Source organism: Marmoricola sp. URHA0025 HA25 (assembly GCF_054059435.1).
The window spans coordinates 3,011,502-3,036,631 of sequence record NZ_JBSSCD010000001.1 but is presented as its reverse complement, the minus strand read 5'-3'; the positions used below and the strand labels follow the sequence as shown (position 1 = coordinate 3,036,631).

General features: G+C 71.6%; 25 protein-coding genes and 2 pseudogenes. 19 read left to right on the top strand and 8 right to left on the bottom strand.

The annotated features are described in order from the left end of the window. Positions 1–2 precede the first annotated feature (2 nt). The 7 genes from ACVW00_RS14970 to ACVW00_RS14940 all read left to right on the top strand — a co-directional run bounded on the left by ACVW00_RS14970 (position 3) and on the right by ACVW00_RS14940 (position 7,064). Positions 3–446 (top strand): Zn-ribbon domain-containing OB-fold protein, encoded by a 444-nt coding sequence (locus tag ACVW00_RS14970; protein WP_457111693.1) that lies wholly within the window; start codon positions 3–5, stop codon positions 444–446. Next, positions 443–1,648: a lipid-transfer protein gene (locus tag ACVW00_RS14965; RefSeq protein ID WP_457111692.1), complete on the top strand. Its 1,206-nt coding sequence runs from the start codon at positions 443–445 to the stop codon at positions 1,646–1,648. The genes ACVW00_RS14970 and ACVW00_RS14965 overlap by 4 nt, the downstream gene beginning before the upstream one ends. 37 nt (positions 1,649–1,685) lie before the next feature. Beyond that, positions 1,686–2,096 carry a hypothetical protein gene (locus ACVW00_RS14960; protein WP_457111691.1) on the top strand — a complete coding sequence of 137 codons (411 nt, stop codon included), beginning with the start codon at positions 1,686–1,688 and terminating at the stop codon, positions 2,094–2,096. 112 nt (positions 2,097–2,208) lie between these two features. Next, a complete protein-coding gene (locus tag ACVW00_RS14955; RefSeq protein WP_457111690.1) occupies positions 2,209–2,922 on the top strand; it encodes a hypothetical protein in 714 nt (237 codons plus the stop codon). A gap of 16 nt (positions 2,923–2,938) precedes the next feature. After that, positions 2,939–3,592: a methyltransferase domain-containing protein gene (locus tag ACVW00_RS14950; RefSeq protein ID WP_457111689.1), complete on the top strand. Its 654-nt coding sequence runs from the start codon at positions 2,939–2,941 to the stop codon at positions 3,590–3,592. A 9-nt stretch (positions 3,593–3,601) separates the two neighbouring features. After that, positions 3,602–4,999, top strand: a complete 1,398-nt coding sequence (locus tag ACVW00_RS14945; RefSeq protein WP_457111688.1) for a magnesium chelatase — start codon at positions 3,602–3,604, stop codon at positions 4,997–4,999. Further along, positions 4,992–7,064, top strand: a complete 2,073-nt coding sequence (locus ACVW00_RS14940) for a VWA domain-containing protein (protein WP_457111687.1) — start codon at positions 4,992–4,994, stop codon at positions 7,062–7,064. Before ACVW00_RS14945 ends, ACVW00_RS14940 begins: the two co-directional genes overlap by 8 nt. Here the strand turns inward: ACVW00_RS14940 and ACVW00_RS14935 are convergent. The 3 genes from ACVW00_RS14935 to ACVW00_RS14925 form a co-directional block, all read right to left on the bottom strand. Beyond that, positions 7,061–7,459, bottom strand: coding sequence for a nuclear transport factor 2 family protein (locus ACVW00_RS14935; protein ID WP_457111686.1), 399 nt, complete (start codon positions 7,457–7,459; stop codon positions 7,061–7,063). The genes ACVW00_RS14940 and ACVW00_RS14935 overlap by 4 nt on opposite strands. Before the next feature lie 63 nt (positions 7,460–7,522). Continuing rightward, positions 7,523–8,887, bottom strand: a complete 1,365-nt coding sequence (locus ACVW00_RS14930) for an HNH endonuclease signature motif containing protein (RefSeq protein ID WP_457111685.1) — start codon at positions 8,885–8,887, stop codon at positions 7,523–7,525. An 818-nt stretch (positions 8,888–9,705) separates the two neighbouring features. Next, the gene (locus ACVW00_RS14925) at positions 9,706–11,220 is read right to left on the bottom strand and encodes an MXAN_6640 family putative metalloprotease (protein ID WP_457111684.1); all 1,515 of its coding nucleotides are present in this window, start codon (positions 11,218–11,220) and stop codon (positions 9,706–9,708) included. 81 nt (positions 11,221–11,301) lie between these two features. On the opposite strand from ACVW00_RS14925, the gene ACVW00_RS14920 reads away from it, so the two are divergent. The 4 genes and pseudogenes from ACVW00_RS14920 to ACVW00_RS14905 all read left to right on the top strand — a co-directional run bounded on the left by ACVW00_RS14920 (position 11,302) and on the right by ACVW00_RS14905 (position 13,730). Then, complete coding sequence (locus ACVW00_RS14920; RefSeq protein ID WP_457111683.1) at positions 11,302–12,561, top strand: DUF445 domain-containing protein; 1,260 nt, start codon at positions 11,302–11,304, stop codon at positions 12,559–12,561. Next, entirely contained in the window at positions 12,561–12,791 is a 231-nt protein-coding gene (locus ACVW00_RS14915; RefSeq protein ID WP_457111682.1) for an RNA-binding S4 domain-containing protein, read from the top strand. Before ACVW00_RS14920 ends, ACVW00_RS14915 begins: the two co-directional genes overlap by 1 nt. A gap of 9 nt (positions 12,792–12,800) precedes the next feature. Continuing rightward, complete coding sequence (locus tag ACVW00_RS14910; protein ID WP_457111681.1) at positions 12,801–13,232, top strand: CBS domain-containing protein; 432 nt, start codon at positions 12,801–12,803, stop codon at positions 13,230–13,232. A 125-nt stretch (positions 13,233–13,357) separates the two neighbouring features. Further along, a pseudogene (locus ACVW00_RS14905) lies at positions 13,358–13,730 on the top strand (FKBP-type peptidyl-prolyl cis-trans isomerase). Between the two features lie 3 nt (positions 13,731–13,733). Here the strand turns inward: ACVW00_RS14905 and hisN are convergent. Next, positions 13,734–14,618: a histidinol-phosphatase gene (gene hisN, locus ACVW00_RS14900; RefSeq protein WP_457111680.1), complete on the bottom strand. Its 885-nt coding sequence runs from the start codon at positions 14,616–14,618 to the stop codon at positions 13,734–13,736. A gap of 117 nt (positions 14,619–14,735) precedes the next feature. Here hisN and ACVW00_RS14895 point away from each other — a divergent pair, with 117 nt between their 5' ends. After that, positions 14,736–15,209: a DUF2231 domain-containing protein gene (locus ACVW00_RS14895; protein WP_457111679.1), complete on the top strand. Its 474-nt coding sequence runs from the start codon at positions 14,736–14,738 to the stop codon at positions 15,207–15,209. A 28-nt stretch (positions 15,210–15,237) separates the two neighbouring features. Here the strand turns inward: ACVW00_RS14895 and rsgA are convergent, their stop codons facing one another. From rsgA to ACVW00_RS14880, 3 genes and pseudogenes are all read right to left on the bottom strand, one after another. Next, the gene (gene rsgA / locus ACVW00_RS14890) at positions 15,238–16,233 is read right to left on the bottom strand and encodes a ribosome small subunit-dependent GTPase A (RefSeq protein ID WP_457111678.1); all 996 of its coding nucleotides are present in this window, start codon (positions 16,231–16,233) and stop codon (positions 15,238–15,240) included. Then, positions 16,230–17,514 (bottom strand): annotated as a pseudogene (gene aroA / locus ACVW00_RS14885) (3-phosphoshikimate 1-carboxyvinyltransferase). Before aroA ends, rsgA begins: the two are co-directional and overlap by 4 nt. Before the next feature lie 2 nt (positions 17,515–17,516). Then, positions 17,517–19,091, bottom strand: a complete 1,575-nt coding sequence (locus ACVW00_RS14880) for a sigma-70 family RNA polymerase sigma factor (RefSeq protein ID WP_457111677.1) — start codon at positions 19,089–19,091, stop codon at positions 17,517–17,519. 211 nt (positions 19,092–19,302) lie between these two features. Between ACVW00_RS14880 and ACVW00_RS14875 the strand changes: the two genes are divergently transcribed. From ACVW00_RS14875 to ACVW00_RS14845, 7 genes are all read left to right on the top strand, one after another. Further along, positions 19,303–20,049 carry a hypothetical protein gene (locus tag ACVW00_RS14875; RefSeq protein WP_457111676.1) on the top strand — a complete coding sequence of 249 codons (747 nt, stop codon included), beginning with the start codon at positions 19,303–19,305 and terminating at the stop codon, positions 20,047–20,049. Between the two features lie 133 nt (positions 20,050–20,182). Then, positions 20,183–20,989, top strand: coding sequence for an SOS response-associated peptidase (locus tag ACVW00_RS14870; protein ID WP_457111675.1), 807 nt, complete (start codon positions 20,183–20,185; stop codon positions 20,987–20,989). Continuing rightward, positions 20,989–21,633, top strand: coding sequence for an alpha/beta hydrolase family protein (locus tag ACVW00_RS14865; protein ID WP_457111674.1), 645 nt, complete (start codon positions 20,989–20,991; stop codon positions 21,631–21,633). The genes ACVW00_RS14870 and ACVW00_RS14865 overlap by 1 nt, the downstream gene beginning before the upstream one ends. 62 nt (positions 21,634–21,695) lie before the next feature. After that, positions 21,696–22,322 (top strand): sigma-70 family RNA polymerase sigma factor, encoded by a 627-nt coding sequence (locus tag ACVW00_RS14860; protein ID WP_457111673.1) that lies wholly within the window; start codon positions 21,696–21,698, stop codon positions 22,320–22,322. Continuing rightward, positions 22,319–22,606: a mycothiol system anti-sigma-R factor gene (rsrA, locus tag ACVW00_RS14855; RefSeq protein ID WP_457111672.1), complete on the top strand. Its 288-nt coding sequence runs from the start codon at positions 22,319–22,321 to the stop codon at positions 22,604–22,606. The genes ACVW00_RS14860 and rsrA overlap by 4 nt, the downstream gene beginning before the upstream one ends. A 42-nt stretch (positions 22,607–22,648) precedes the next feature. Beyond that, on the top strand, positions 22,649–22,723 hold the full coding sequence (locus ACVW00_RS14850) for a 50S ribosomal protein bL37 (RefSeq protein ID WP_369759046.1): 75 nt from the start codon (positions 22,649–22,651) through the stop codon (positions 22,721–22,723). Between the two features lie 12 nt (positions 22,724–22,735). Continuing rightward, positions 22,736–23,113: a thioesterase family protein gene (locus tag ACVW00_RS14845; RefSeq protein ID WP_457111671.1), complete on the top strand. Its 378-nt coding sequence runs from the start codon at positions 22,736–22,738 to the stop codon at positions 23,111–23,113. 313 nt (positions 23,114–23,426) lie between these two features. Here the strand turns inward: ACVW00_RS14845 and ACVW00_RS14840 are convergent, their stop codons facing one another. After that, the gene (locus tag ACVW00_RS14840; RefSeq protein WP_457111670.1) at positions 23,427–25,124 is read right to left on the bottom strand and encodes an acetolactate synthase; all 1,698 of its coding nucleotides are present in this window, start codon (positions 25,122–25,124) and stop codon (positions 23,427–23,429) included. Positions 25,125–25,130 lie beyond the last annotated feature (6 nt).

Below are 25,130 nucleotides of genomic sequence, written 5' to 3'. Positions count from 1 at the left end.
CCATGACCGCTCCGGCCATCGAGGGCTGGTTCACGACCGGGCCGGAGCCTGCGCTGATGGGCTCCCGGTGCACCACGTGCGCCAGCACCTACTTCCCGCCGACCGCTGGTTTCTGCCGCAACCCCCGCTGCGCGGGTGCGGAGTTCGAGGCCGTGGAGCTGTCGCGGCGCGGGCGTGTGTGGTCCTACACCGACGCGCAGTACCAGCCGCCGCCGCCCTACATCCCCGCGACCGATCCCTACGAGCCGTTCGCCCTGGCCGCGGTCGAGCTCCCGGAGGGGATCGTGGTGCTCGGCCAGGTCGCGTCGGGGTACGGCGTGGCCGACCTCGAGGTCGGCCGGGAGGTCGAGCTGGTCGTCGAGCCGCTGTACACCGACGAGTCCGGAGAGCGGTCGATCTGGCGCTGGAAGCCGGTCTCCGAGCTCGGCGAGGAGGCCGACGGATGAGCGCAGAGGTGGCAGTCGCCGGGGTCGGGATGCACCCCTGGGGCAAGTGGGGCCGCAACTTCGTCGAGTACGGGGTGCACGCGGCCCGGGCTGCCCTCGCCGACGCCGGCGTGGAGTGGACGGACGTCGACCTGGTCGTCGGCGGGGAGACGGTCCGCAACGGCTACGGCGGCTACGTCGCCGGTACGACCTTCGCGCAGGCGCTCGGGTGGAACGGCGCCCGCGTCGCCACGTCGTACGCCGCGTGCGCCACGGGCGCGCAGGCGATGGACACCGCCAGGGCGCGGATCCTGGCCGGCCTGTCGGACGTCGCGCTCGTGGTCGGCGCGGACACCACCCCGAAGGGCTTCCTGGCGCCCAACGCGGGCGAGCGCTGGGACGACCCGGACTGGCTCCGCTTCCGGTTGCTGGGGATGACCAACCCGGCGTACTTCGCCCTCTACGCCCGCCGCCGGATGGACCTGTACGGCGCGACGGCGGACGACTTCGCCGCGGTGAAGGTGAAGAACGCCCGTCACGGCCTGGCGAACCCGAATGCCCGCTACCGCAAGGAGGTCACCGCGCAGGAGGTCCTGTCCTCGGCAGTGGTGGCCGATCCGCTGCACCTGCTGGACATCTGTGCGACCTCGGACGGCGGCGCCGCGGTGCTGCTCACGTCCCTGGACTACGCCCGCGCCCACGGACTGGCCGACCCTGTGCGGGTCAAGGCGATCTCGACCGTGACGCCGACGTTCCCGAACACCGTGCTGGACATGCCGAACCTCTCGACGGACCCGGCCGGTGGGCGGCTGGAGTCGTCGAGCCCGGTCGAGGCCCACACGTTCAAGGAGTCGATCGGGCTGGCGGCGTACGAGGAGGCCGGGATCGATCCCGGCGACATCGACGTCGCCGAGGTCTACGACCTCTCGACGGCCCTGGAGCTGGACTGGATCGAGGACCTGGGGCTGTGCAAGGCCGGGGAGGCCGAGCAGCTGCTCCGCGCGGGCGAGACCACGATCGGTGGCCGGATCCCGGTCAACCCCTCGGGTGGACTCGCCTGCTTCGGCGAGGCGGTCCCGGCACAGGCGCTCGCCCAGGTCTGCGAGCTCACCTGGCAGCTCCGCGGACAGGCGACCGGCCGCCAGGTCGAGGGTGCCCGGATCGGGATCACCGCCAACCAGGGCCTCTTCGGACACGGATCATCGGTGATCCTGGGCCGCTGATGCGTGACGCCGCCCGGTTCGTGTCGTTGTGCCCTTCATGGGACGCGACCTCGGGACCGCGGCGCTGATGCGTCGCCAGGCCCGGCCGTTCGGCGTGCTGCTCGGCGGTGCGCTGCTGGTCGCGGCGTTCGCCGGCATCGGCGCCGGCCCCGCGTGGGGTGACCCGACTCCGCAGCCCGCGCCCACACCGGTGGTGTCGCCTCCAAGCCAGCAGCAGATCGACGACGCCAAGGCAGCCCTGGACCGGGTGCGCCACCCGGGCAGGACCGCGCCCAAGCAGCTGACCCAGGTCGCCGGGCCGACGGATCCCGCGGGGCGCGACGGCGTCACGTCGCGGATCAGCGACCAGGCCTGGTGGACGATCGGCGCCGGGGTGCTGGTGCTGATGGTGGCGAGCGAGACGACACGGGTCAGCGTGCGCCGCGCCAAGCACCGCAAGAGGGTCTAGCGTCGCACCGGCCCAGCGGCACGCTGTGCCGCGAAGGTGGCCCGAGTGGGCCATTCCCGGGCGGCCGGCTCGACCCCTAGCCTCGGGCTACGCAACGACAGTGGGGGACGCCGTGAGTCCAGCTCGTGCCTGGTGTGCCGTCGTGCTCGCGGCGGTCCTGGTCGGATCCGGTGCGCCCGCCGGCGCCGTCGCGACGCTCGAGCCGACATCCGTGGTGACGCTGCTGGTCGTCGGCGGACCGCCGCTCACGGCAGGGCAGTCCACGTTCGTCCGGGGTCTGATCACGGACTCGGGCGCGGAGGTCCCCGGCGCGTCCGTCCACCTGATGATGCAGCCGTACGGATCCACGACCTTCACCGATGTCGGCACCGCGGTCTCCGCCCCGGACGGCGTCTTCAGCCTGTCCACGCCGCCGCTCTGGCAGAACACCGCCTTCAGGTGGGACTACGCCGGCGACTCGACTCGAGCGGCCAGCTCATCGGCCGTGTGGGAGGTGCCGGTCAGTCCCCGGACGACGATCCGGGTGTCCGACCGCACGCCCCGCGTGGGCCAGCGTGTCGTTGTCCGTGGGCAGACCCTCCCGAACAGAGCCGGCCGCCGGATCTCCGTCTGGACCGGGATCCGCCCGTGCTGGTGCGACATCGCCTACCCGTCCGGCACGCCGGCGCCGAAGCGGCTGGCGCGTGGGGTCGTCCTGGCCGACGGCAGCTACCGGCTGGTGATCCGGTTGTCCTCGACCGGACGGAAGCGGATCTACGCGCTGGTCGGAAGAGGCGCCGGCCTCCTCGCCGGTACGTCGCGCTACCGGCACCTTCGCGTCGGCTAGGGCCTACGGTCGACCCATGGGTCTTCGTGAGGCGTTCCGCGCCGGGCTGGCACGCCAGCTGAGCCGTCCGGAAGGCTTTCGCGGGCGGATCGTCGCCCGCGGACTGAACCGCGGCAACAGCACGGCGATCGCCGCGGCGGTCGAGGCAACCGGGCTGCGCCCCGGACAGGTCGGCGCCGACATCGGCTTCGGTGGCGGCCTCGGGCTCCAGCTCCTGCTCGACCGGGTCGGGCCCGACGGGCGGGTGCACGGCGTCGAGCTGTCCGACACGATGCTCGCTGCGGCCCGTCGCCGTCACGAGGCCGAGCTCGCGGCCGGACGACTCTCACTGTCGAAGGGCACGCTGGGCGGGCTGCCGCTCGAGGCCGGCCAGGTCGACGGCCTGATCACGCTCAACACGCTGTACTTCGTCGACGAGCTGGACACGGCGTTCGCCGAGATCGCGCGAGTCCTCAGGCCGGCCGGCCGTGCGGTCGTCGGCGTCGGCGACCCCGAGTCGATGGCCCGCGACGCGGTCGTCTCGACGCCCGTCTTCCGGCTCCGCCCCGTCGCGGACCTGGTGGCCGGCCTGGAGGCGGCGGGGCTCGACGTCAGGGAGCAGCAGCTCGATGACCATCGAGGCTTCCGGCTGCTGATCGCGAGCAGAAAGCCGATTGAGGACGCCGAGTAGCCTCGAGCTGTGAGTCGAACCTCTCCTCCCGCCCCCACCACCGTCGGAGGGCTGCGTGCCTCCGGCCACGTCCAGAAGTCCCTGCGCGAGGAGCTGCGGGGCAACCTCCTCGCCGCGCTTCGCGAGGGTCGTGATCCCTGGCCCGGCCTGCACGGCTTCGAGGCGACCGTGATCCCGCAGCTCGAGCGCGCGCTCCTCGCCGGGCACGACGTCGTCCTGCTCGGCGAGCGTGGCCAGGGCAAGACCCGGCTGCTGCGCACCCTGGTCGGCCTCCTCGACGAGTGGACCCCGGTCATCGCGGGCTCGGCGCTCGGCGAGCATCCCTTCGAGCCGGTCACCCATGTCTCGCAGAGGCGGGCGGCCGAGGAGGGCGACGACCTCCCGGTCGCGTGGCGGCACCGCGACGAGCGGTACGCCGAGAAGCTGGCGACCCCGGACACCAGCGTGGCCGACCTGATCGGCGACGTCGACCCGATGAAGGTCGCCGAGGGCCGCTCGCTGGGCGACCCGGAGACCATCCACTTCGGGCTGATCCCGCGCAGCCACCGCGGCATCGTCGCGATCAACGAGCTGCCCGACCTCGCCGAGCGGATCCAGGTCGCGATGCTCAACGTGATGGAGGAGCGCGACATCCAGATCCGCGGCTATGTCCTGCGGCTGCCGCTCGACGTGCTGGTCGTGGCGAGCGCCAACCCCGAGGACTACACCAACCGCGGCCGGATCATCACCCCGCTCAAGGACCGCTTCGGCGCGGAGATCCGCACCCACTACCCGATCGAGATCGACGACGAGATCGCGGTGATCCGCCAGGAGGCCCAGCTCGTCGCCGACGTACCGGACCACCTCGTGGAGGTCCTGGCCCGCTTCACCCGGGGCCTGCGGCAGAGCCAGTCGGTCGACCAGCGCTCGGGCGTCAGCGCGCGCTTCGCCATCGCCGGCGCCGAGACGATCGCGGCCGCGGCTCTGCACCGCGCGACGGCCCAGGGCGAGGACGAGGCGGTCGCGCGCGTCGTCGACCTGCAGACGGCCGTGGACGTGCTCGGCGGCAAGATCGAGTTCGAGACCGGTGAGGAGGGACGCGAGGAGGAGATCCTCACCCACCTGCTCCGGCTCGCGACCGCGGAGGTCGTGCGAGCGCGGCTGGCCGGGCTCGACATGGGTCTCCTGGTCGAGGCGCTGGAGTCGGGCGCGATGGTGACGACCGGCGAGCAGGTCAGTGCGCGGGACTTCCTCGCCGGCCTGCCCGTGCTGGGGGAGTCCGAGCTGTACGACGACATCTGCGACCGGCTCGACGCCACCAACGACGGAGAGCGCGCCGGCGCGATCGAGCTCGCCCTCGAAGGTCTCTACCTCGCCCGGAAGGTCGCCAAGGAGACCGACGGAGGAGAAGCGGTCTACGGTGGCTGACCGCGATCGGCACCGGTCGACGTACCGCCGTTACGCCGGTGGGCCGGATCCGCTCGCCCCGCCGGTGGACCTCGCCGAGGCGCTCGAGCACATCGGCGAGGACGTGATGGCGGGATACTCCCCGGAGCGTGCGATGCAGGAGTTCCTGCGCCGCGGCGGCCGCGACCAGGACGGCCTCGACGAGCTCGCCCGGCGGGTCGCGCGCAAGCGCCAGGAGCTGCTGCAGCGCCACCAGCTCGACGGCACCCTGCAGGAGGTGCGCGAGCTGCTCGACCGGGCCGTCCTCGAGGAGCGCAAGCAGCTGGCACGCGACGTCGACCTGGACGACGCCGACCGCACGTTCCGCGAGGTCCAGCTCGACAACCTGCCCTCCTCGACAGCCGCCGCGGTGAGCGAGCTCGCCTCCTACGACTGGCAGAGCGACGAGGCGCGCGCGACGTACGAGCAGATCAAGGACCTCCTCGGCCGTGAGCTGCTCGACCAGCGGTTCGCGGGCATGAAGCAGGCGATGGAGAACGCCACCGACGAGGACCGCGCCGCCATCAACGAGATGCTCGGCGACCTCAACGGGCTGCTCGAGAAGCACCGGCTGGGTGAGGACACGCAGCAGGACTTCGAAGACTTCATGGACCAGCACGGCGAGTTCTTCCCGGAGAACCCCCAGAACATCGACGAGCTCCTCGATGCGCTCGCGCAGCGTTCGGCGGCGGCGCAGCGGATGCTGAACTCGATGACGCCCGAGCAGCGCGAGGAGCTGATGGCCCTGTCCGCGCAGGCCTTCGGCAGCCCCGAGCTGATGGACTCGCTGAGTCGTCTGGACTCCAACCTGCAGGCGCTGCGACCGGGCGAGGACTGGGGCAGCTCGGAGGAGTTCGGCGGCGAGCAGGGTCTCGGTCTCGGCGACGCCACCGGCGTCTTCCAGGACCTGGCCGAGCTCGACGCGCTCTCCGACCAGCTCTCGCAGTCCTACCAGGGCGCGCGGATGGACGACGTCGACCTCGACGCGCTGACCCGGCAGCTCGGGGACGACGCGGCGGTCAGCGCACGCACGCTGCAGCAGTTGGAGCGTGCGCTGCGCGACTCCGGCTACCTCAAGCGCACCTCGGACGGACAGCTGCGGCTGTCGCCGAAGGCGATGCGCCAGCTCGGCAAGGCGCTGCTCCGCGACGTCGCCAACCGGCTGTCGGGCCGGCAGGGCCAGCGCGACCTGCGGACGGCAGGCGCGGCGGGCGAGCGGTCAGGTGCCACCCGCGAGTGGGCGTTCGGCGACACCGAGCCGTGGGACGTGCCGCGGACGATCATGAACGCCGTCGTGAGGGAGGCCTCCGCCCCGGGGTGGTCGAGCAGCGAGCTTGCGAGCGATCAGTCGAGACCTGTGGTGCGGCTCCAGATCGACGACGTCGAGGTCCAGGAGACCGAGGCCCGCACCCAGGCTGCCGTCGCGCTGCTGGTGGACACCTCGTTCTCGATGGCGATGGACGGGCGCTGGGTGCCGATGAAGCGCACCGCCCTCGCGCTGCACCAGCTGATCAGCACGCGCTTCCGCGGGGATCACCTCCAGCTGATCGGCTTCGGCCGGTACGCCGAGGTGATGGAGATCGAGCAGCTCACCGCTCTCGACGCGATGTGGGCGAAGGGCACCAACCTGCACCACGCGCTGCTCCTGGCGAACCGGCACTTTCGCAAGCACCCGAACGCGCAGCCGGTGCTGCTGGTCGTCACCGACGGTGAGCCGACGTCGCACCTCGAGCCCGACGGTGAGGTGTACTTCTCCTACCCGCCGCATCCGCTGACGATCGCCTACAGCGTCAAGGAGCTCGACAACGCGGGCCGGCTCGGTGCCCAGACCACTTTCTTCCGGCTCGGCGACGACCCCGGGCTGGCGCGGTTCGTCGACTCGATGGCGCGCCGCGTGGACGGCCGGGTCGTGGCGCCCGAGCTCGACGACCTCGGGGCCGCGGTGGTGGGCAGCTACCTGGGCTCGCGAGGCGGCGGCACCGGGTCGTCGTACGCGGACGAGTTCGGTGGCTGGTTCGGCGGCGATCGCGGCTTCTGGGTCGGTTAGCCGGCGAGCTTCTCGAGCTCCTCGCGCATGCGTGCCATCACCGCTTCGAGCGCCCTGATCGGCCTGATCATCACCGTGAACTCGACGATCAGGCCGTCGTCGTCCCAGCGGATCAGGTCGATGCCTTCGACCTCTCGCCCGTCGACGGTGCTCGTGAAGCGCAGGACCGCGTCGCGATCGCGCGCCCACTCGTCGTGGTAGATCACCTCGGGCCCGAGCACCGCGAGCGCGCCGGTGAGGTACGCCGCGACCATGTCACGGCCCTCCTGCGGCTTGTGCACCGCCGGCGAGTGGAAGACCGCGTCCGCGGCGATACAGCCGGGGAGCAGGCCCGGGTCGCGCGTCTCGACGACTTCGTGCCAGCGCTTGAGGCCGATCTCGGCCGGAGTGTCCATGGACGCAAGGCTAGGGCCGCTGTCGCATGCCTGTGGCCCCGCCGGGTCCCGGCGGGGTGTGGGTCAGCTGGTTCGTCGTGGGGGTGGGTCGACCGGGGCCGGGGTGAGGTCTTGGGTGCCGGTGGTGTCGCGGAGGTAGGTGTATCCGTAGGGGGAGCGCCACAGGTAGGCACCGAGCTCGAGCATGGTGTAGGTCCAGTTGCCGTGGGTCTTCATCCGGTGGTGGCGTCGGCACAACGGGGCGAGGTTCTCGGTGCTGGTCTGGCCCGGTGGCCCGTCGGGGTCGTAGGCGATGACGTGGTCCTTGTCGCAGGACCGGGCGGATCGTTGGCACCACGGGAACACACACGTGTTGTCGCGTAGCTCGACGTGTTCGGCGATCCGGTCAGGGACCCGGTAGGCGTCGGTTTCGAGGTGCTGGTTGAGGTCGATGACGGGTTTGACGACGATCCGGGACGTCTCGGGGCGCCCGCACCAGTCAGCGACCTGCCCGGCGGTGAGGACCTGTCCGCCGGCGTTGTCCAGCAGCACCGGGGTATTGGGGTCACCGGTGGCCAGGGCGTCGGCGGAGAGGTGCACGAACAGCACCACCTCCCGGCCACCGCGACGCCGGGGCCGGATCACCCGCCCGGTCTCGGACCGCACCACGTCAGCTGGCCCGCCGGGCTCCAGCGGCAGCGTGTGTTCCCCGCGGGCGATCATCCCGACCGCGGCCGCTCTTCGGGCGTCCAGGGGTTCGGTGGAGCCGAGGTCGGCGAGCTGTTGGGCACCAGCGGTGACGGCGTCGGCGAGGTCCAGGGCGTCGGCGAGGTCCAGCTCTCCGTGGACCCGGGAGGTGCCGGCGAAGGAGACCTGGTCGTGCTCGATGCTGAAGTACCGCTGGTCCGCAGCCCGGGCACGTTCTTCGGCGGCGAACTCGGGCATGAACCGGGCGATGGCCTGGTCGACCAACCGTTGGGTCTGGACCGGTCCGGTCTTGTGCGCGAACGGCGCCAGCTGGGCATCCACGAACTGGGCGGCCTCGAAACTCAGGTGCAGGGTGGCTTCGGCGATCCGCTTGGCCCGCCAGGCCACCAGGGTGCCTTCCTGGACCCGGAACCAGGTCTTCGGCAACCGGTGGGCCAGCTCGAGGGCACAGGCGATCAGGTCGCGTCCGGACCGGTCGGTCAGACCCAGGGCGGTGGCGAACTCCCCGACCGCGAACTCCGAGACCCACGGGCACCCTTCCCCGCCGATCGGGATCCCGGTGTCGCGGCCCTCGGCGACCACCCAGGTCGCCGCCATATCCAGGTCGTCGACGACATGGAGGTGGGCCCACTCCAACGCGGCGGCCAGCACCCCGGCTTCGGCAGTGTTGGCCTGGGTGCGGAACGCTCGGGCAGCACCCAGCACGGCGGCTGCGTCCAGAGTGGTGGTGCCCGAGTCCATGTGATGAATCTAGGGGTGGCCACCGACAGAACCGGCCCGGTTTCGCCTTGCCGGGATGGGAATCGGAGAACTTTCTCGAAGAATCTTGGTGGGGTCTCTGCCGCATCTCACCGGGTCTCGACCGGCCGCTCGCAGGCTCGCTGCTCGACCACCAGTGGTCGGGTCCCTGCCCGACCTCACCGGGTCTCGACTGATCGCTCGCAGGCTCGCTGCTCGACCACCTGGTTGCGACCGCACCCGACCGCCAGGCCCAGCCCCGCGGCGTACTGCGTCGTCGTTGCCAAGAACCCGACCACCCATGGACTCGAGGTCTCGGCTGGTCGCTCGCAGCCTCGCTGCTCGACCACCCGGGATTCGGTCCCTGCCCGCCGTCACCAGGTCTCGTCTGATCGCTCGCAGGCTCGCTGCTCGACCACCCGTGGTCGGGTACCTGCCCGACCTCACCAGGTCTCGACTGGCCGCTCGCGAGCTCGCTGCTCGACCACCTGTGCTCGGGTCCCTGCCCCAGTTCACCGGGTTTCGAGACGGTCGCTGCGCGACCTCCTCAACCACCCACGCAGCCGAACCGCACCCGACCACCCAGCCCAGCCCCGCGGCGTACTGCGTCGTCGCTGCCAAGAACCCGACCACCCACGGACTCGAGGTCTCGACTGGTCGCTCGCGAGCTCGCTGCTCGACCACCCGGGGTTGCGATCCCGCCCCGACCACCCAGCCCAGCCCCGCGGCGTACTGCGTCGTCGTTGCCAAGAACCCAACCACCCACGGACTCGAGGTCTCGACTCCTCAACCACCCGCGTTCGGTCCCTGCCTGAGCCCCCTCAGGACACCGGGAGCCGGACCTTCGCGCTCACGCTGAACCGGAGGCCGTCGTCGGTGCTGTGGCCGCCACAGGAGTACAGGTAGCCGGGGTCGGTGCCGCAACCGGTCATGCGCGTGCTGGCATTCGTCAGGGTCACGACGACCGAGCTGACCGTGCGGCGGTCGAACCTGACTCGCACGACGCCGTCGCCGGCGGCGTCCAGGGGCACCTCGACGACCCGTACGGTGCCGTTGCGGCGACGCACCTGCACGCTCGCCTGTGGTACGCCGGAGAGTGCCGGGCCATCCACCCTGACGCGCAGCTTCGTGTGCCGGGGGAGCCGTCCGGAGGGCTGGATGAGCATGTCGGCGTTCGCGAGGTGATCGAGTACGACGGACTGGGTGCCGGTCGTGCGGTGCCGCCGGCTCAACCCCTGGACCTCCCACCACGCGGGTGGCGGGTAGAGCGCCCGGTCGTCGTAGGAGGTCGCCGGCAACGTGTTCCAGACGCCGAACCGCGCGAAGGCGCGCCCGAACGACCAGCCGCGCTCGGCGAGGGCGGCCGCGACCGCTTGCAGCGAGTAGTAGTCGCCGTCGGCGTACTCCCACACCCGCCGAACGATCGCCGGACCGCCGAGCTGGCCGGACAGGAACTTCCAGAACAGCACGGCCCCGTAGCGGTAGAAGAGGTCGGAGGAGTTGGCTCCGGCGTAGTCCTCGGACGTCTCGGGGTGGGTGATCGCGCTGAGCCGCACGTACTGCAGGTAGTCGTTGATCTGCGGGTACACCTGCTCCTCGGCCCACACCGCCGAGCCCTCCATGAGCCAGGTGTCCTCGTCGGTGTCGTAGCCGAACTGCACGGCGTGGAAGAACTCGTGTGCCGCGGTCACGCTGAGGGAGTTGATCGCCGCTGCGCCGCCGAACTCAGCGGGGTCGAAGTCGTCGTCGAGCACGCACGAGGACGTGGAGTGCCGGGAGCTCTGGGCCGGTGCGCATGCCCCGTAGTAGCCCTGGTTGCCGATCTCCTGGAGGTAGACGTCGAAGAGCCCGTCGGCGTCGGGGAGAGGTGCGCGGAAACCCAGTCCGTCCACCTCGACGATCCAGACGTGCTCGAGCGTGTCCGAGGTCGTCTGCGCCCAGGCCGTGTTGCCGTTCGAGTAGTGCACGCAGAAGTGCGCGGACGTGATCACTGCGGGGCCGAGGAGTACGCCGGCACAGCTCCCGCTCGGGCCCGGCACCGTCATGCCGATCAGCCCGAGGGCCAGGGTCCGCTCGGCGCTGTCGAGCGCCGGCAGCGCCCGGCGCAGGTCCCGCAGCTGGAGCGTGAGATCGGTTGCGGGAGCCGGCCGGGCGGCGGGCTTCCGGGTCACCGCCCTCTGGACCCGCTCGAGGACTGCGCGGGCCTGGGCGTGCGTGTAGCCGGTCGATCGGCCCCGGTCCGGCGTACGCGGGCGCGCAGCAGCCACTGTCGGGAGGGAGAGGACGAGCGCGACCGCCACCCCTGCGATCGAGGCTGTCCGCAGCGGACTGCGCACAGCCAGAGGGTAGGCCGCCACCGGACCGGCGGGAAGGTGTCTCACGAATCGTCGCGCGAGGTCCGGTAGCGTCGCTGAGCGATGTCCCTGTCGATGATGCTGCCCGAGGGTGAGGCCGACGCCGAGCGCCGTCGCCGGCTGCGCCGGATGCGGTCGCTGGCGGTCTCGCTCCTGGTCTTCGCCGCCGTGGTGTACCTGCTCACGCTCCACGACGGTGGGTTCTGGGGCTACGTCAACGCCGGCGCGGAGGCCAGCATGGTCGGCGCGATCGCGGACTGGTTCGCGGTCACCGCGCTCTTCAAGCACCCGCTCGGCCTGCCGATCCCGCACACGGCTCTGATCCCGAAGCGCAAGGACGAGTTCGGCAAGAGCCTCGAGGACTTCGTGCAGGAGAACTTCCTCCAGGAAGCGGTCATCCGCGACCGGCTCGTGGAGGCGCAGATCTCGGCACGGATCGCGGAGTGGCTGCGTGAGCCGGTGAACGCAGGTCGTGTGGTCGCGGAAGGCTCCTCGCTGGTCACGCTCGGGCTCAACCGGCTGCGCGACAGCGACGTCGAGGCGCTCGTCTCCGAGGTGCTGCTCCCGCGACTCGTGCTCGAGCCGATCTCGCCGATCGCGGGCAACCTGCTCCGCGAGATCCTCCGCGACGACGCCCACCACGGCCTGATCGACCTCGCGCTCGAGGAGGGTCACCACTGGCTGGTGCACAACCAGGAGACGTTCTCCCAGGTCGTCGGGGAGCGAGCGCCCTGGTGGGCTCCCGACCGCCTCAACGACATGGTGACCGAGCGGCTGCACCTCGAGGCGGTCCGCTGGCTAGGCGACATCCGCGCAGATCCCCAGCACCGCGCCCGCAAGGCCCTCGACAGCATGCTCGAGCAGCTGGCCGACGACCTTCTCTCCGCGCCGCACACCCAGGAGCGCGCGGAACGGCTCAAGGCCCGGATGCTCGAGCACCCGCAGTTCCTGGCGAGCGGCATGGCGGTGTTCGACGCGACCAAGCGGGCTCTCCTCGACGCGCTGGCCGACGGCGAAGGACCGTTGCGTGCGCGTGCGACCGGTGAGCTGGTGGCGTTCGCCGATCGTCTCGCGGCCGACCAGGCGATGCGGCAGCGGCTGGACACCTGGGCCGCGGACGCCGCGGTGTTCGCCGTACGACGGTACGGCGGTGAGCTGACCGCCGTGATCACCCACACCGTCGAGCGCTGGGACGGCAAGGAGGCGGCGCAGCGGATCGAGCTGCACGTCGGTCGCGACCTCCAGTTCATCCGGATCAACGGCACCATCGTCGGCGGACTGGTCGGCGTCGCCATCCACGCGATCTCGACGGCGGTCGGCTGATGGCCGGCGACGTGCGGCTCGTGCCGATCCGGGATGCGTCCATCCGGCTCGGGCAGCTCCTCAAGCTGGCGGACCTGGCCGACGACGGCGGTGAGGCCAAGGAGCTCCTGCTCCGCGGGCTCGTGGAGGTCAACGGCGCGGTCGAGACACGACGGGGCCGTCAGCTCGTCCCGGGCGACACCGTGACCGTGGGTGGGCAGACCGTTGGCATCGAATCGTCCGGACACTAGATTCGAACCATGAAGATCAGGGAAGTCATCGCGGGCAAGGCCATCCAGGACGTCGTCACGATCCGCCCCGAGGCCACCGTTCGCGACCTGCTGGCCCTGCTCGCCGAGCACAACATCGGCGCGGCCGTGGTCAGCGCCGACGGCTCGAGCGTCGACGGCATCGTGAGCGAGCGCGACATCGTCCGCCGGTTCCACGACAACGAGGGCGCGCTCGGTGACACGGTCGCCCAGATCATGACTGCCGAGGTGAAGACCTGCGAGGCGTCCGCCAGCCTCGACGAGGTGCGCAAGACGATGACCGACGGTCGCTTCCGCCACCTGCCGGTCTGCGACGACGGCCGGCTCGTCGGCGTGATCAGCATCGGCGACGTGGTCAAGGCCTACATCGACCAGGTCGAGTTCGAGCGCGATCAGCTCGACTCCTACGTCCACCAGACCTGAGGCGCCGCGACACGCGGCACCTGCCGTCGCTCGACGGCCGCTTCGCACCCAGGCCGCCTTCGCTCCTCCGCCTTGGATGCACCACGTCTCGCGACGCCTCCCTGGCCGGGCTAAGGTCTGTCGACATGACTGACAAGCCCGAGATCGACCCGCCCGACGGCCCCCCGCCCGCCGACCTCGAGATCACGGACCTCACCGAGGGCACCGGTGAAGCCGCGACCAGCGGCAGCACCGTCTCCGTGCACTACGTGGGCGTCGCGCACTCGACCGGCGAGGAGTTCGACGCGTCGTACAACCGCGGCGCCCCGCTGGACTTCCGCCTCGGCGTCGGCCAGGTGATCTCCGGCTGGGACCAGGGCGTCGAGGGCATGAAGGTGGGCGGGACGACGCCGGCTGGTGATCCCGCCGCACCTCGGGTACGGCGACCGCGGTGCCGGCGGCGTGATCAAGCCCGGCGAGACGCTGATCTTCGTGGTCGACCTGCTCGCAGTGCGCTGAGGCTCACTCGTCGGTGAGCACGCCGTCGTCGAGCAGACGCCGGCGCTCGGACAGGTCGTGCACCGACCCTCCGCCGCGCTGGGCGTGCCGCGAGGCGTCGTCGACCGAGCCCAGGAAGGCCAGCGCCTGGTCGTGCAGCTTGCCGTTGCTGGCCAGGGCGTTGCCGCCGGACGGTCCGGGCTCGCCGTCGAGCGAGGTGAAGACGCCACCCGCCTCGCGGACGATGATGTCGAGGGCCGCCATGTCGTGTACCGCCAGCTCGGGCTCGGCGGCCAGGTCGACGGCCCCCTCCGCCACCAGCATGTAGGACCAGAAGTCGCCGTACGCGCGGGTCCGCCAGCAGCGCCGCGAGAGCGCCAGGAAGTCGTCGAGGCGGCCGTGCTCGTCCCAGCCGCCGAGCGAGGAGTAGGACAGGGACGCGTCCTCGATGCGGGACACGTCCGAGACCTGGCACTGGCTGGCGCGCAGCAGTGACTTGCCGGTCCACGCACCGCCGTCGCGCATCGCCCACCACCGGCGGTTGAGCTGGGGTGCGGAGACGACGCCGACAACGACCTCGCCGTCGACCATGAGCCCGATCAGCGTCGCCCAGACCGGTACGCCGCGGACGAAGTTCTTGGTGCCGTCGATCGGGTCGACCACCCAGCACCTGCTGCCGTGGCCCGTGATGCCCTGCTCCTCGCCCAGCACGGCGTCGCGCGGCCGTGCGCGCGACAGGGTGCGCCGGATGCCCTCCTCGACCGTCTGGTCCGCGTCGGTCACCGGGGTCAGGTCAGGCTTCGTCATCACGTGCAGGTCGAGTGCCTTGAACCGCGCCGTGCTCAGCGCATCCGCGTCATCGGCGAGCACGTGCGCGAGCCGGAGGTCGTCGGTGAAGTCAAGGGCCATGGCCACAGGGTATGCGGACAGAGGATCGTGGCCGCGGACCGTGCGCTGAACCCGACGGGGGGCGCGACCGTAGGGCAGGGTGGTGCCCGCCTCGGGCGACCCCGGAAAGGGTGAGACATGGACTTCCACGGCGTTCCGCTGCATCCGCTGGTGGTGCACACGGCAGTGGTGTTCACGCCGCTCGCTGCGCTGTCGGCGATCGCGTTCGTCGTGGTCGGACGATGGCGCGAACTCCTCCGCTGGCCGACCGCCGTGCTCGCGGTGATCGCCACCGGCGCGTGCTGGGCGGCCCGCATCACCGGTCGCAACCTGTTCAGCAAGCTCACGGCCCAGGGCTTCCACAACAAGTGGCTCGACATCCACCAGCAGCGCGCCAACGTGCTGGTCTGGCTCGTGCTCGCACTGGCGGTCCTCGTCGTGCTGGCGACGCTGGTGGTCCCCGCGACCACCCGGGCCGCACGCCTGTCGGCGAGTCCGGCCCTCGTGCTCGGCCTGCGAGTGGCCGTCGTCGGGGTCGCCGTTGCCGCCCTGGTCTACGTCTACCTCACCGGTGACGCAGGAGCGCGCTCGCTCTGGGCTCCGGCGAGCTGATCGCCCGACGGGATCCGCCGGCGATGACTCAGTAGTCCGTCGCCTCGCGGCTGTCGAGCAGGCGCCGGAACGACTCCACGCGCTCCCGCTCGGCGCCGACCGCCTCGTCGAGCCCGCACTCCGGCTCGCCGCTGCCGTGGGTGCACCCGCGCGGGCAGTCGGCCGTGAGGTCGAGCAGGTCCGGGAAGGCCTCGATCAGTCGGTTGGGGTCGACATGGGCCAGCCCGAAGGACCGGATGCCGGGCGTGTCGACGATCCAGCCGTCCGGCACACCGTCGGCGCCGGGCAGGGGAAGCATCAGCACGTTGGTCGACGTGTGCCGGCCGCGGCCGGTCACCGCGTTCACGACGCCGGTCGAGCGGTCCGCATCCGGCACCAGGGCGTTGACCAGGGTGGACTTGCCGACGCCGCTGTGCCCGACGAGCACGCTGGTGCGACCGACCAGCCGCTCGCGCACCTGCGAGACGTCGGCACCGCGCTGGGTCACGACGTGGTCGACGCCGAGGGGGCGGTAGATGCCGACCAGCGTCTCGGGGTCCGCAAGGTCGGCCTTGGTCAGGCACAGCAGCGGATGCATCCGGGCGTCGTACGCCGCGACGAGTGCACGGTCGATCAACCGCGGCCGTGGCTCGGGGTCGGCGAGCGCCGCCACGATCACGAGCTGGTCGGCGTTGGCCACGATCACCCGCTCGATCGGGTCGTTGTCGTCGGCGGTCCGGCGGAGCACGTTCGCACGCTCGTCGACCAGCACGATCCGGGCGAGCGTGTCGAGCGTGCCGGTGGTGTCGCCCACGAGCCGGACCCGGTCACCGACCACGACGGCCTTGCGGCCGAGCTGGCGTGCCTTCATCGCCGTCACGACGGTGCCGTCCTCGAGCAGGCAGGTGAGCCGGCCGCGGTCGACCGTCACGACCAGTGCGGGCACCGCCTCGTCGTAGGCCGGCCGCTCCTTGGTTCGCGGCCGGGTGTGCCGGCGCGGGCGTTCGTAGGACTCGGGGTCGTGCTCGTCGTACCGGCCGGTCACGCCGGGAACAGCCCCGCCCAGACCCGGGCGAAGCCCGGGAACGTCTTCGAGGTGGTCTCGATGTCCTCGACCACGACGTCCGGCACCGCGGACCCGATGACGACGGCAGCCTGGGCCATCCGGTGGTCCGCGTAGGTGTGGAACGTGCCGCCGTGCAGGGGAGCGGGACGCAGCGAGAGACCGTCCGGTCGCTCGACGACCTGCCCGCCCAGGGCGGTCAGCTCCGCGGCAAGGGCGGCCAGCCGATCGGTCTCGTGGCCGCGGATGTGGGCGATCCCGCGCAGGTGCGAGGGCGAGTCGGCCAGAGCGGCCAGGGCCGCGACGGCCGGGGCGAGCTCACCGGCGTCGTGCAGGTCCACGTCGATGCCGTGGATCGCGCGCGCTGCCGCGGACGGTGAGGCCGCTCTCGTCGAGAGTGACCTCCGCGCCCATCCGCTCGAGGATGTCGCGCAGTGCGTCGCCGGCCTGGGTGGTCTCGGTGGGCCAGTCCGGGACCGTCACGGAGCCGCCGCTGGTGAGCGCGAGCATCAGGAACGGAGCGGCGTTCGAGAGATCGGGCTCGATGGTCACGTCGTGGGCGGCGATCGGGCCGGGCTTGACGCTCCAGCGGTTCGGCACGCTGTCGTCGACCTCGACTCCCCGCGCGCGCAGGCACGCCACGGTCATCTCGATGTGCGGCAGCGACGGCACCGGCTTGCCGTCGTGACGGACGTCGATGCCCTCCTCGAAGCGTGGCCCGGCGAGGAGCAGCGCGGAGACGAACTGGCTCGACGTCGAGGCGTCGATGACGACGCGTCCTCCGCGCACCCGCCCGGAACCCGCGATCACGAACGGCAACTGGTTGGTCGGGCTCTCCACGGTGACCCAGAGCGAGCGCAGCGCCCCCAGGACCTCGGCCATCGGCCGGGTGCGCGCGTGCGGGTCGCCGTCGAAGGCGGTGTCACCCGCACGCAGCGCGGCGACGGGCGGCAGGAACCGCATCACCGTGCCGGCGAGGCCGCAGTCGACCGCCACCGGACGGCCGTCGTCACTCGAGATGCCGGGTGCCACGGACCAGTCGTCGCGCCGGGTGTCCACGCGCGAGCCCAGCGCAGTGAGGGCGGTCGCCATCAGCTGGGTGTCGCGCGACCGCAGCGCCCGGCGTACGACGCCCGGGCCGTCTGCCAGCGCGGCGAGCACCAGCTCGCGGTTGGTCAACGACTTGGAGCCCGGTAGCGCGACGCGTGCGTCGACGGGCCGGGTTGCGCGCGGCGCGGCCCACGGCGCGTCGGTGGAGTTCAACGTCACTGGCTGAGGCTACCGAGCCTGAGCAGGCCGAGCAGGACCGTGTCAGAGTTGTTGGCGCTCACCGGGTCGGTGTAGCCGGTGGGACCGCTGACCGTGGCGGTCGCGCTCACCGGGATCCCGATGACGTTGAACTCCAGCGGCGCAGCGCCGGGGCCGAGGTCGCACGTCGCGACCGACCCGGATGCATGGCAGTCGTTGCCGCGGCTCACGAGTGTGCCGCCGAGCACTCGCACCGTGAGGGTGGCCCGCTGACCACTGGGTACGCCGGTCACGCCGGCGTTGAGGTAGCCGAGCAGGCCGTCGCGCTCGGGACTCAGGAGCCCGATGCGCAGCGAGAAGGTGAGCCGCACGGCGACGTCCGACACGAGCGAGGGCGGCGCCACCGTGACCGTGGGGGCGATCGAGTGCGGCTTGGCCGGCTGGCTGCTCTTCGGCTTGTGCTCGGCCTGCGGGCTCGACGGTGCCTCGGTCGGCACCGCGGTGGTGGGCACCACGGCCGGTGCCGTGCTCGTGCGGACTGCCGCCGGGTGGGCCTTGTGCTTCTTGCGGTGCGGCAGCGCGCTCGGCGCCGGCGCCTCGGACAGCGGCCCGGTGACCGCCGGCCTGGGCGGCGACGCGGTCGGGCTGTGGCTGCCACCGTTGGCGAGCACCACCGCAACGGTGGTGACGCCCGCGACGCCCGCGGCCGCTCCGACGGCCGCGGCGGCCTGCGCGTTGGCGAGCACGAGGTCCTTGGCGCGGTCGAGGAAGGCGAGCACGCCACCCACTGCCACCCCGCCCGTGCCGGACGCGGCGAGGTAGCCGCTCGCGGCCCCGCCGAGCACCAGGGGACCGAGCAGCGCAGCGAGCGAGGAGTTCACCTCGTTGAGCTCCAGGTACATCGCCGTGCACCTGCGACATCCGTCGAGGTGGTCCTCGACCTTCTGCACGTCGCGCCGCGCCAGCCCCTTGCGGACGTAGGCGCCCAGCTTGGCGTGGGTCCACCGGCAGTCCGGCTCGACCAGGTCAGCGGTGTGGGTCTGCAGGTAGGCCTGGCGCAGCCCTTCACGGGCCCGGTAGGCGAGCGCCGAGACGGAGTTCGGGCTCATCCCCAGCAACGGCGCGATCTCGGCAGGCTTCTGCCCCTCGACCTCGAGGTGCCACAGCACCAGCTGCCAGCGCTCCGGCAGGCTGGCGAAGGCCTTCGCCGCCGCCCCGCTCTCGAAGCCCGCGATCACGGTGTCGGGTTCCGGCTCGACCGTCTCGTACGGCGTCAGGTCGTCGGTCGGGGTCGCCCGGGAGGTCGCCCTGACCTTGTCGATGTGCAGCCGGCGTACGGCGGTCAGCAGGTAGGCGCGGAAGGCGACGTCAGGCCCCCCGCCCGCGAGCAGCACGTTGAGGACCTTCGCGAACGCCTCGGAGACCAGGTCGTCGGCGTCGGGACCGGGGACGAGCTGGCGCGCGAGCCGGGTCGCGGAGTCGCGGTGCCGGGCGAAGAGATCGCCGTACGCGGACACGTCACCGCCGCGCACGCTCGAGATCAGCTCGGCGTCGCTCAGCTCCCGGCGAGTCATCTGGTCGATAACGGTCATTTGTCTCAATAACGGAAAGATCGGCGATAGGTAACGCCATCTTCACACCAAATCGGGCCGAGCGATCCGACTCTGTCCAGAAATCTTCCGCTGATTCCCTCCCGGTTTCGCGTCATGAAGGCCCTGGACGGGCGTTTCTCCTGCGAACTCGGTCACGACGGGGGTCGGACCGAGCCGGAAGAACCGGACGTGCAGCCGGAAAGGAGTGGTGATGGGACTGTTCACGACCTCGTCGCGCAGGACCGTCATCGCCGACGACGTGAGCCAGGAGATGCCCGAACGCCTGCGGGACGCAGTACCCGCACGCTTCGAGGCAATTGGGGAGGCTCTCGTCGCCGGGTCCAGGCCGCACGCCGCCTGTGCAGTGGTGGGCCGGGAGCTGGCCCGGGACGGGGTCGACCTTCGGGAGGCGCTCGACGGCCTCCGGTCCACCTTTGCACAGGTACTCGGGCGCGATCCGGACTTCGGCTCGACCGAGGCGCTGAGCGTGGCCTGGAGCGACGAGACGCTGGGGTACCTGCACCAGGTCTCCTGCGAGAACCCGCTCACGGGGCTGGCGACCTTGGCGCACCTCCGGGCGCGGCTGGCCGAGCTCCAGCGCGCGGCGGAGGCGAGCGGCACGCCCGTCACGACCGGGCACGCCCTGGTCGTCGTCGACCTGCCCACGCGGGCGTCGACGTCGCTGGACGACCACTTCGGGCACGCCCTGCTGATGGCGCGGATCGCCGACCGGGCGCGGCTGGTGTTCTCCGGGGAGGAGAGCATCGGCGAGGCCACCGCGAGCCGCTTGCTCGTGCTGGCGCCCCGCACCGACGACCTCGGCCTGCGGGTCGTGGTCCTTCGAGACCTGATCTCGGACTCGAACCCGCTGGGAGGAGCGGTTCGGGTCTGGATCGAGGGGCTGCCGTCGTCGCACGCCGCCATGGCGGCGCTGCTCGACGAGCTGGCCCGCACGTAGGGGCCCGCAAGGGACACCGCCCTGCACAGGGCCGGACCACGTGGCTTGGGGGCTCGTGGTCCGGCTCTCGGTGCGTGCGGCGGAGGCCCGCAGGTCGACCGGTCGTGTCCGACCGGTCCCGTACGCTGGCAGCGTGTGCGGCCGTTACGCCTCGAGCCGGGAGCCCGAGGAGATCGTCGAGGAGTTCGAGATCCACACTGCGCTGCCGCCGCGGATCGAGCCGGACTACAACGTGGCACCGACCAAGCAGGTGTACGCCGTGGTCGAGCGCCCGCCCCGCAAGGAGTCGTCCGGACCGGCCGTCGCCGATGCCCCCGAGGAGCCGGCCGAGCGTCAGCTGCGGGTGGTCACCTGGGGCCTGGTGCCCTCGTGGGCCAAGGACCCGAAGATCGGCAGCCGGATGATCAACGCCCGGATGGAGACGGTCGCCGAGAAGCCGGCGTACCGTCGCGCGTTCGAGCGCCGGCGGGCCATCCTGCCGGCCGACGGCTACTACGAGTGGTACGAACCCACCGGTGACTCGCCGCTGGGCCGCACCAAGGCCGGCAAGCCGCGCAAGCAGCCCTTCTTCATCCGTCCGCGTGACGGTTCGATGCTGGCCATGGCGGGTCTCTACGAGCTCTGGCGCGACCCCTCCAAGGACGACGACGACCCGGCGCGCTGGCTGTGGACCTGCACCGTCATCACCACCGACGCCGAGGACGACCTCGGCCGGATCCACGACCGGATGCCGCTGATGCTCACCCCGGACAAGTACGCCGCCTGGCTGGACCCCGACAACCGGGACCACGACGCCCTCCTCGGCCTGTTGCAGCCTGCAGCGCCGGGGCTGCTCGAGGCCTACCCGGTGTCCACGCTCGTCTCCCACGTGGACAACAACGGTCCCGAGCTCGTCCAGCCACTGCCCCTCGAGGAGCTCGCTGCCGGGGACGGCTCCTGATGCCGCCCGAGAGGCTGGTGCCGACGCCGCAGGGAGATGCCCGCCTGGTGGTGCGCCGCGCGAAGCGACCGATCGCGACGCTGGTGCTGACCCACGGCGCGGGTGCGGGCATCGACACCCCGGACCTGGTCCGGCTGGCGCGCACCCTGCCGCAGCAGGAGGTCTCGGTGACGCTCGTCGAGATGCCGTGGCGGGTCCGCGGGAAGAAGCTCGCCCCGCGTCCCGAGGCCATCGACGAGGCCTACCTGGCCGTCATGAACTCCATGCGGATGCGCAGCCCCCTGATCATCGGCGGCCGCAGCGCGGGCGCCCGCTCGGCCAGCCGGATCGCCCGCACGGTGGGTGCCAAGGGGCTGCTCGCACTGTCGTTCCCGCTGCACGCGCCCGGGAGGCCGGAGGCCTCGCGGCTGCCCGAGCTCCTCGGCGCCCGGGTGCCCACGCTGGTGATCCAGGGGGAGAACGACCCGTTCGGGACGCCTCAGGAGTTCCCCGACCACATCGACCTGGCCGTCGTACCGGCGGCAGACCACTCGCTGCGGGTGCCGAAGTCGGCCGGCATCGGCCAGGAGGACGCACTCGCGGTCGTGCTCGAGGCGACGCTCGAGTGGATCGTGCGCGACATCGTGGGGAATCCTCCGGCCTGAGCGGTTGTTCTCACACCGTGACCGCGACCGCTCTGCTCGAACGCTCGGTAGTCTGGGGGACGATGACAGACCCCACAGATCCCGAGATCGACCCCGCGACCGAGACCGAGGCCGAGCGCCAGCTCCGGTTCGAGCGCGACGCGCTGCCGTTCCTCGACCAGCTCTACTCGGCCGCGATGCGGATGACCCGCAACCCGCAGGACGCCGAGGACCTCGTCCAGGAGACGTTCGCCAAGGCGTTCGCCGCCTTCCACCAGTTCCGGCCCGGCACGAACCTCAAGGCCTGGCTGTACCGCATCCTGACCAACACGTTCATCAACACCTACCGCAAGAAGCAGCGGCAACCGCAGCAGTCGATGGCCGAGGACGTCGAGGACTGGCAGCTTCACCGCGCCGAGTCGCACTCCTCCTCCGGCCTCAGGTCCGCCGAGATGGAGGCGCTCGAGCACCTGCCGGACTCGGACGTCAAGGACGCGCTGCAGCGCCTGCCCGAGGACTTCCGACTCGCGGTCTACCTCGCCGACGTCGAGGGCTTCCCCTACAAGGAGATCGCGGAGATCATGGACACGCCCATCGGCACGGTGATGTCCCGGCTCCACCGTGGCCGGCGGCAGCTGCGCGAGATGCTCTCGGGCTACGTCCGCGACAACGACCTGCTTCCCTCCGACACCGTCGGGAGCACGAAATGACGACCAAGGACTGCTCGGAGGTCATCCACCAGATCCTGGTGTTCATCGACAACGAGCTGGACCAGGCGAGCTGCGGGGAGATCCAACAGCACCTCGACGAGTGCGGGCCGTGCCTGCGGGAGTACAACCTCGAGCGCACCGTGAAGGCCCTGGTGGCGCGGTCCTGCAAGGAGGCGGCGCCCGACGACCTGCGCGACAAGGTCCTGATGCGGATCCGCGCGGTCCAGGTGAGCTTCACCGAGGTGGTCGACGAGGCTCGATTCGACCGACCGGGCCCCACCTGAGAGACTGTGGGCCGCTTCACCACCGAACGTAGGAGAACTCTCATGGGCAAGACCGGCCGCAAGCGTCGCGCACGCAAGAAGAAGGGCGCGAACCACGGGAAGCGCCCCAACGCCTGACCGCACGGTCAGGTGAGCGAACCTTCCGAGCTCCTGGGTCGCAGTGCGACCCGGGAGCTCGTCGTGTCCGGGACCGACACGGCGGTGGCGGTCGGTTCGGGCAACCTTCCGGTGCTCGGCACCCCGGTTCTCCTCGCCTGGGCGGAGGCGGCCACCTGTGCGGCCCTGGACCTTCCAGGCGGCCAGACCTCGGTCGGCACGCGCGTGTCCCTGGAGCACCTGGCCGCATCGCCGGTCGGCGCGGCCGTCTCGATCACGGCGACGGTCGCGTACGTCGACGGCCGCCTCGTGCGGTTCACCGTCGAGGCCCGGATGGGCGAGGCACTCGTCGGCTCGGGGGAGATCACCCGGGTCGTCGTCGATGCCGAGAGGTTCATGTCCCGGCTGTAGCGCCCTTGGGAGTCACTCCCAGGTCGAGATCTGCAGTGGTCGGGGAAAGCGCAGCGGCGAGGGCGTTCGGGTGCGGATGGTGATGGCGGTGATCTCGAGCCACCTGATGGCACCGAATCACCGCCATCTCCCTGATCCCGAACAGACGCCGAGCGGGCACAAAGGCTGCCGGAACCGACGCCGAGCGGGCACAAAGGCTGCCGGAACCGACGCCGAGCGGGCACAAAGGCTGCCCCGCTCGGCGCGCCTCCGGGCAGCTTTTCAGCCCGCTCGGCGTACGTTCGCGCAGCTTTTCTGCCCGCTCGGCGGTCCTTCAGATCCCGAACGTCGCCCGGGGGTACGCCGCGTTCACGTCGGTGATCACGTTGACCAGGTACGGCACGTTCGCGGCGAAGGCGCGGTCCAGCGCCGGGCCGATCTGGGCCGGGTCGGTGACGGTCTCGCCGGCGCCGCCGAGGGCCTTGACGACCTCGTCGTACTTCGTCTGCGGCGCCAGGTCTGCGGCGACGTCGTAGCCGTAGAGCATCTGCATCGGGCCCTTCTCCAGGCCCCAGGCGGAGTTGTTGCCGCACACCATCACCACCGGCAGGTCGTGCCGGACGAGGGTGTCGACGTCCATCAGCGACATGCCCGCGGCGCCGTCGCCGTAGAGGAGCACCACCTGGGCCGACGGGCGGACCAGGCGGGCCGCGATCGCCGCGCCGAGACCGGCTCCGAGGCAGCCGTACGGGCCGGGGTCGAGCCAGCCGCCGGGACGCCTGGGCTCGACGAACTTGCCGGCGAACGAGACGAAGTCGCCACCGTCGCCGATCACGATCGCGTCGTCCTCGAGCCTCGGGACCAGCTCGCCGTAGATGCGCGCCGGATGGATCGGGTCGGCGGTCGCGCCGAGGAGCTCCGCGTCGCGCGCGGTCGCCGCGGCCACCGTCTGCTGCAGCCCGGAGACCCAGTCGGCCCAGTCCGGCTTCCGCTGCAGCCGGGTCACGGCGTCACGTATGCCGTCGAGGACCAGGCTCAGGTCGCCGTACGCCGCACCGGCGAGCTCGGCGTGCCCGGACACCTGTCCCGCCGAGTCGGCCAGGTGCACCACCTTGGCCGGCGGGGCGTCGTCCTTGCCGCCGAAGACGCCGTAGCCGAGGCGGAAGTCCAGGGCGGTGCCGGCGACGATCGCCAGGTCGCAGGTGCCGAAGGCCTGGCCGCGCGCCTTGGTCACCAGCAGGGGGTGCCCGCCGGGGATGACGCCACGGCCCATGCCGTTGGTGATCACCGGGATGCCGAGCTCGTCGACCAGCCGCAGGCCCGCCTCCTCGGCGCCGTCGGCCCACACGTCGGTGCCGAGCACGAGCACGGGGCGACGTGACTCCCCGAGCAGCCGCGCCGTCGCGACGATCGCCTCGCCGTCCGGTTCGGCGGGCACGGCAGCAGTGACCACAGGTCGCACCGACGATGCGGTGTTGAAGAACTCGTCCATCGGCACGTCGACGAAGACCGGGCCCCGGTGCGAGGACCCCGCGACCGTGAAGGCGTCGTGGATGCCGTCGGCGACATCGGCCGCGGTGTGCAGGGTGCGGGCCTGCTTGGCGACCGGCGCCAGGATCGGCGGCTGGTCCAGCTCCTGCAGGGAGCCGGAGCCCCAGCGGTTGGCGGGTGCGCGACCACCGACGACCACCAGCGGCGAGCCCGCGAACTGTGCCTGCGCGACGGCACTGACGCCGTTGGTCACGCCCGGACCGGCGGTCAGGACGGCGAGCCCCGGCTTGCGGGTGAGCTTGCCGGTCGCCTCGGCGGCGAAGGCGGCCGTCTGCTCGTGGCGCACGTCGAGGATCCGCATCGGCGGATCGGCGGTGACCGCGCCGTCGTACATCGGGAAGACGTGGGCGCCGGAGAGGGTGAACATCGTCTCCACCCCATGGGCACGCGCGACCGCGACCGCGTGCTGGCCGGCATGCGCCTCGACGGCGTCGCTCGTGCTGTCTGCTGCCTGTGCTCCGGTGGCCTCTGCCTGCGTCATGCGGCG

What these genes read in the sequence shown, in the direction of transcription:
- ACVW00_RS14970 (WP_457111693.1), top strand. Translation starts at nt 3, where the DNA reads ATGACCGCTCCGGCCATCGAGGGCTGGTTCACGACCGGGCCGGAGCCT.
- ACVW00_RS14965 (WP_457111692.1), top strand. Translation starts at nt 443, where the DNA reads ATGAGCGCAGAGGTGGCAGTCGCCGGGGTCGGGATGCACCCCTGGGGC.
- ACVW00_RS14960 (WP_457111691.1), top strand. Translation starts at nt 1,686, where the DNA reads ATGGGACGCGACCTCGGGACCGCGGCGCTGATGCGTCGCCAGGCCCGG.
- ACVW00_RS14950 (WP_457111689.1), top strand. Translation starts at nt 2,939, where the DNA reads ATGGGTCTTCGTGAGGCGTTCCGCGCCGGGCTGGCACGCCAGCTGAGC.
- ACVW00_RS14935 (WP_457111686.1), bottom strand. Translation starts at nt 7,459, where the DNA reads ATGGACACTCCGGCCGAGATCGGCCTCAAGCGCTGGCACGAAGTCGTC.
- ACVW00_RS14930 (WP_457111685.1), bottom strand. Translation starts at nt 8,887, where the DNA reads ATGGACTCGGGCACCACCACTCTGGACGCAGCCGCCGTGCTGGGTGCT.
- ACVW00_RS14920 (WP_457111683.1), top strand. Translation starts at nt 11,302, where the DNA reads ATGTCCCTGTCGATGATGCTGCCCGAGGGTGAGGCCGACGCCGAGCGC.
- ACVW00_RS14915 (WP_457111682.1), top strand. Translation starts at nt 12,561, where the DNA reads ATGGCCGGCGACGTGCGGCTCGTGCCGATCCGGGATGCGTCCATCCGG.
- ACVW00_RS14910 (WP_457111681.1), top strand. Translation starts at nt 12,801, where the DNA reads ATGAAGATCAGGGAAGTCATCGCGGGCAAGGCCATCCAGGACGTCGTC.
- hisN (WP_457111680.1), bottom strand. Translation starts at nt 14,618, where the DNA reads ATGGCCCTTGACTTCACCGACGACCTCCGGCTCGCGCACGTGCTCGCC.
- ACVW00_RS14895 (WP_457111679.1), top strand. Translation starts at nt 14,736, where the DNA reads ATGGACTTCCACGGCGTTCCGCTGCATCCGCTGGTGGTGCACACGGCA.
- ACVW00_RS14880 (WP_457111677.1), bottom strand. Translation starts at nt 19,091, where the DNA reads ATGACCGTTATCGACCAGATGACTCGCCGGGAGCTGAGCGACGCCGAG.
- ACVW00_RS14875 (WP_457111676.1), top strand. Translation starts at nt 19,303, where the DNA reads ATGGGACTGTTCACGACCTCGTCGCGCAGGACCGTCATCGCCGACGAC.
- ACVW00_RS14865 (WP_457111674.1), top strand. Translation starts at nt 20,989, where the DNA reads ATGCCGCCCGAGAGGCTGGTGCCGACGCCGCAGGGAGATGCCCGCCTG.
- ACVW00_RS14860 (WP_457111673.1), top strand. Translation starts at nt 21,696, where the DNA reads ATGACAGACCCCACAGATCCCGAGATCGACCCCGCGACCGAGACCGAG.
- rsrA (WP_457111672.1), top strand. Translation starts at nt 22,319, where the DNA reads ATGACGACCAAGGACTGCTCGGAGGTCATCCACCAGATCCTGGTGTTC.
- ACVW00_RS14840 (WP_457111670.1), bottom strand. Translation starts at nt 25,124, where the DNA reads ATGACGCAGGCAGAGGCCACCGGAGCACAGGCAGCAGACAGCACGAGC.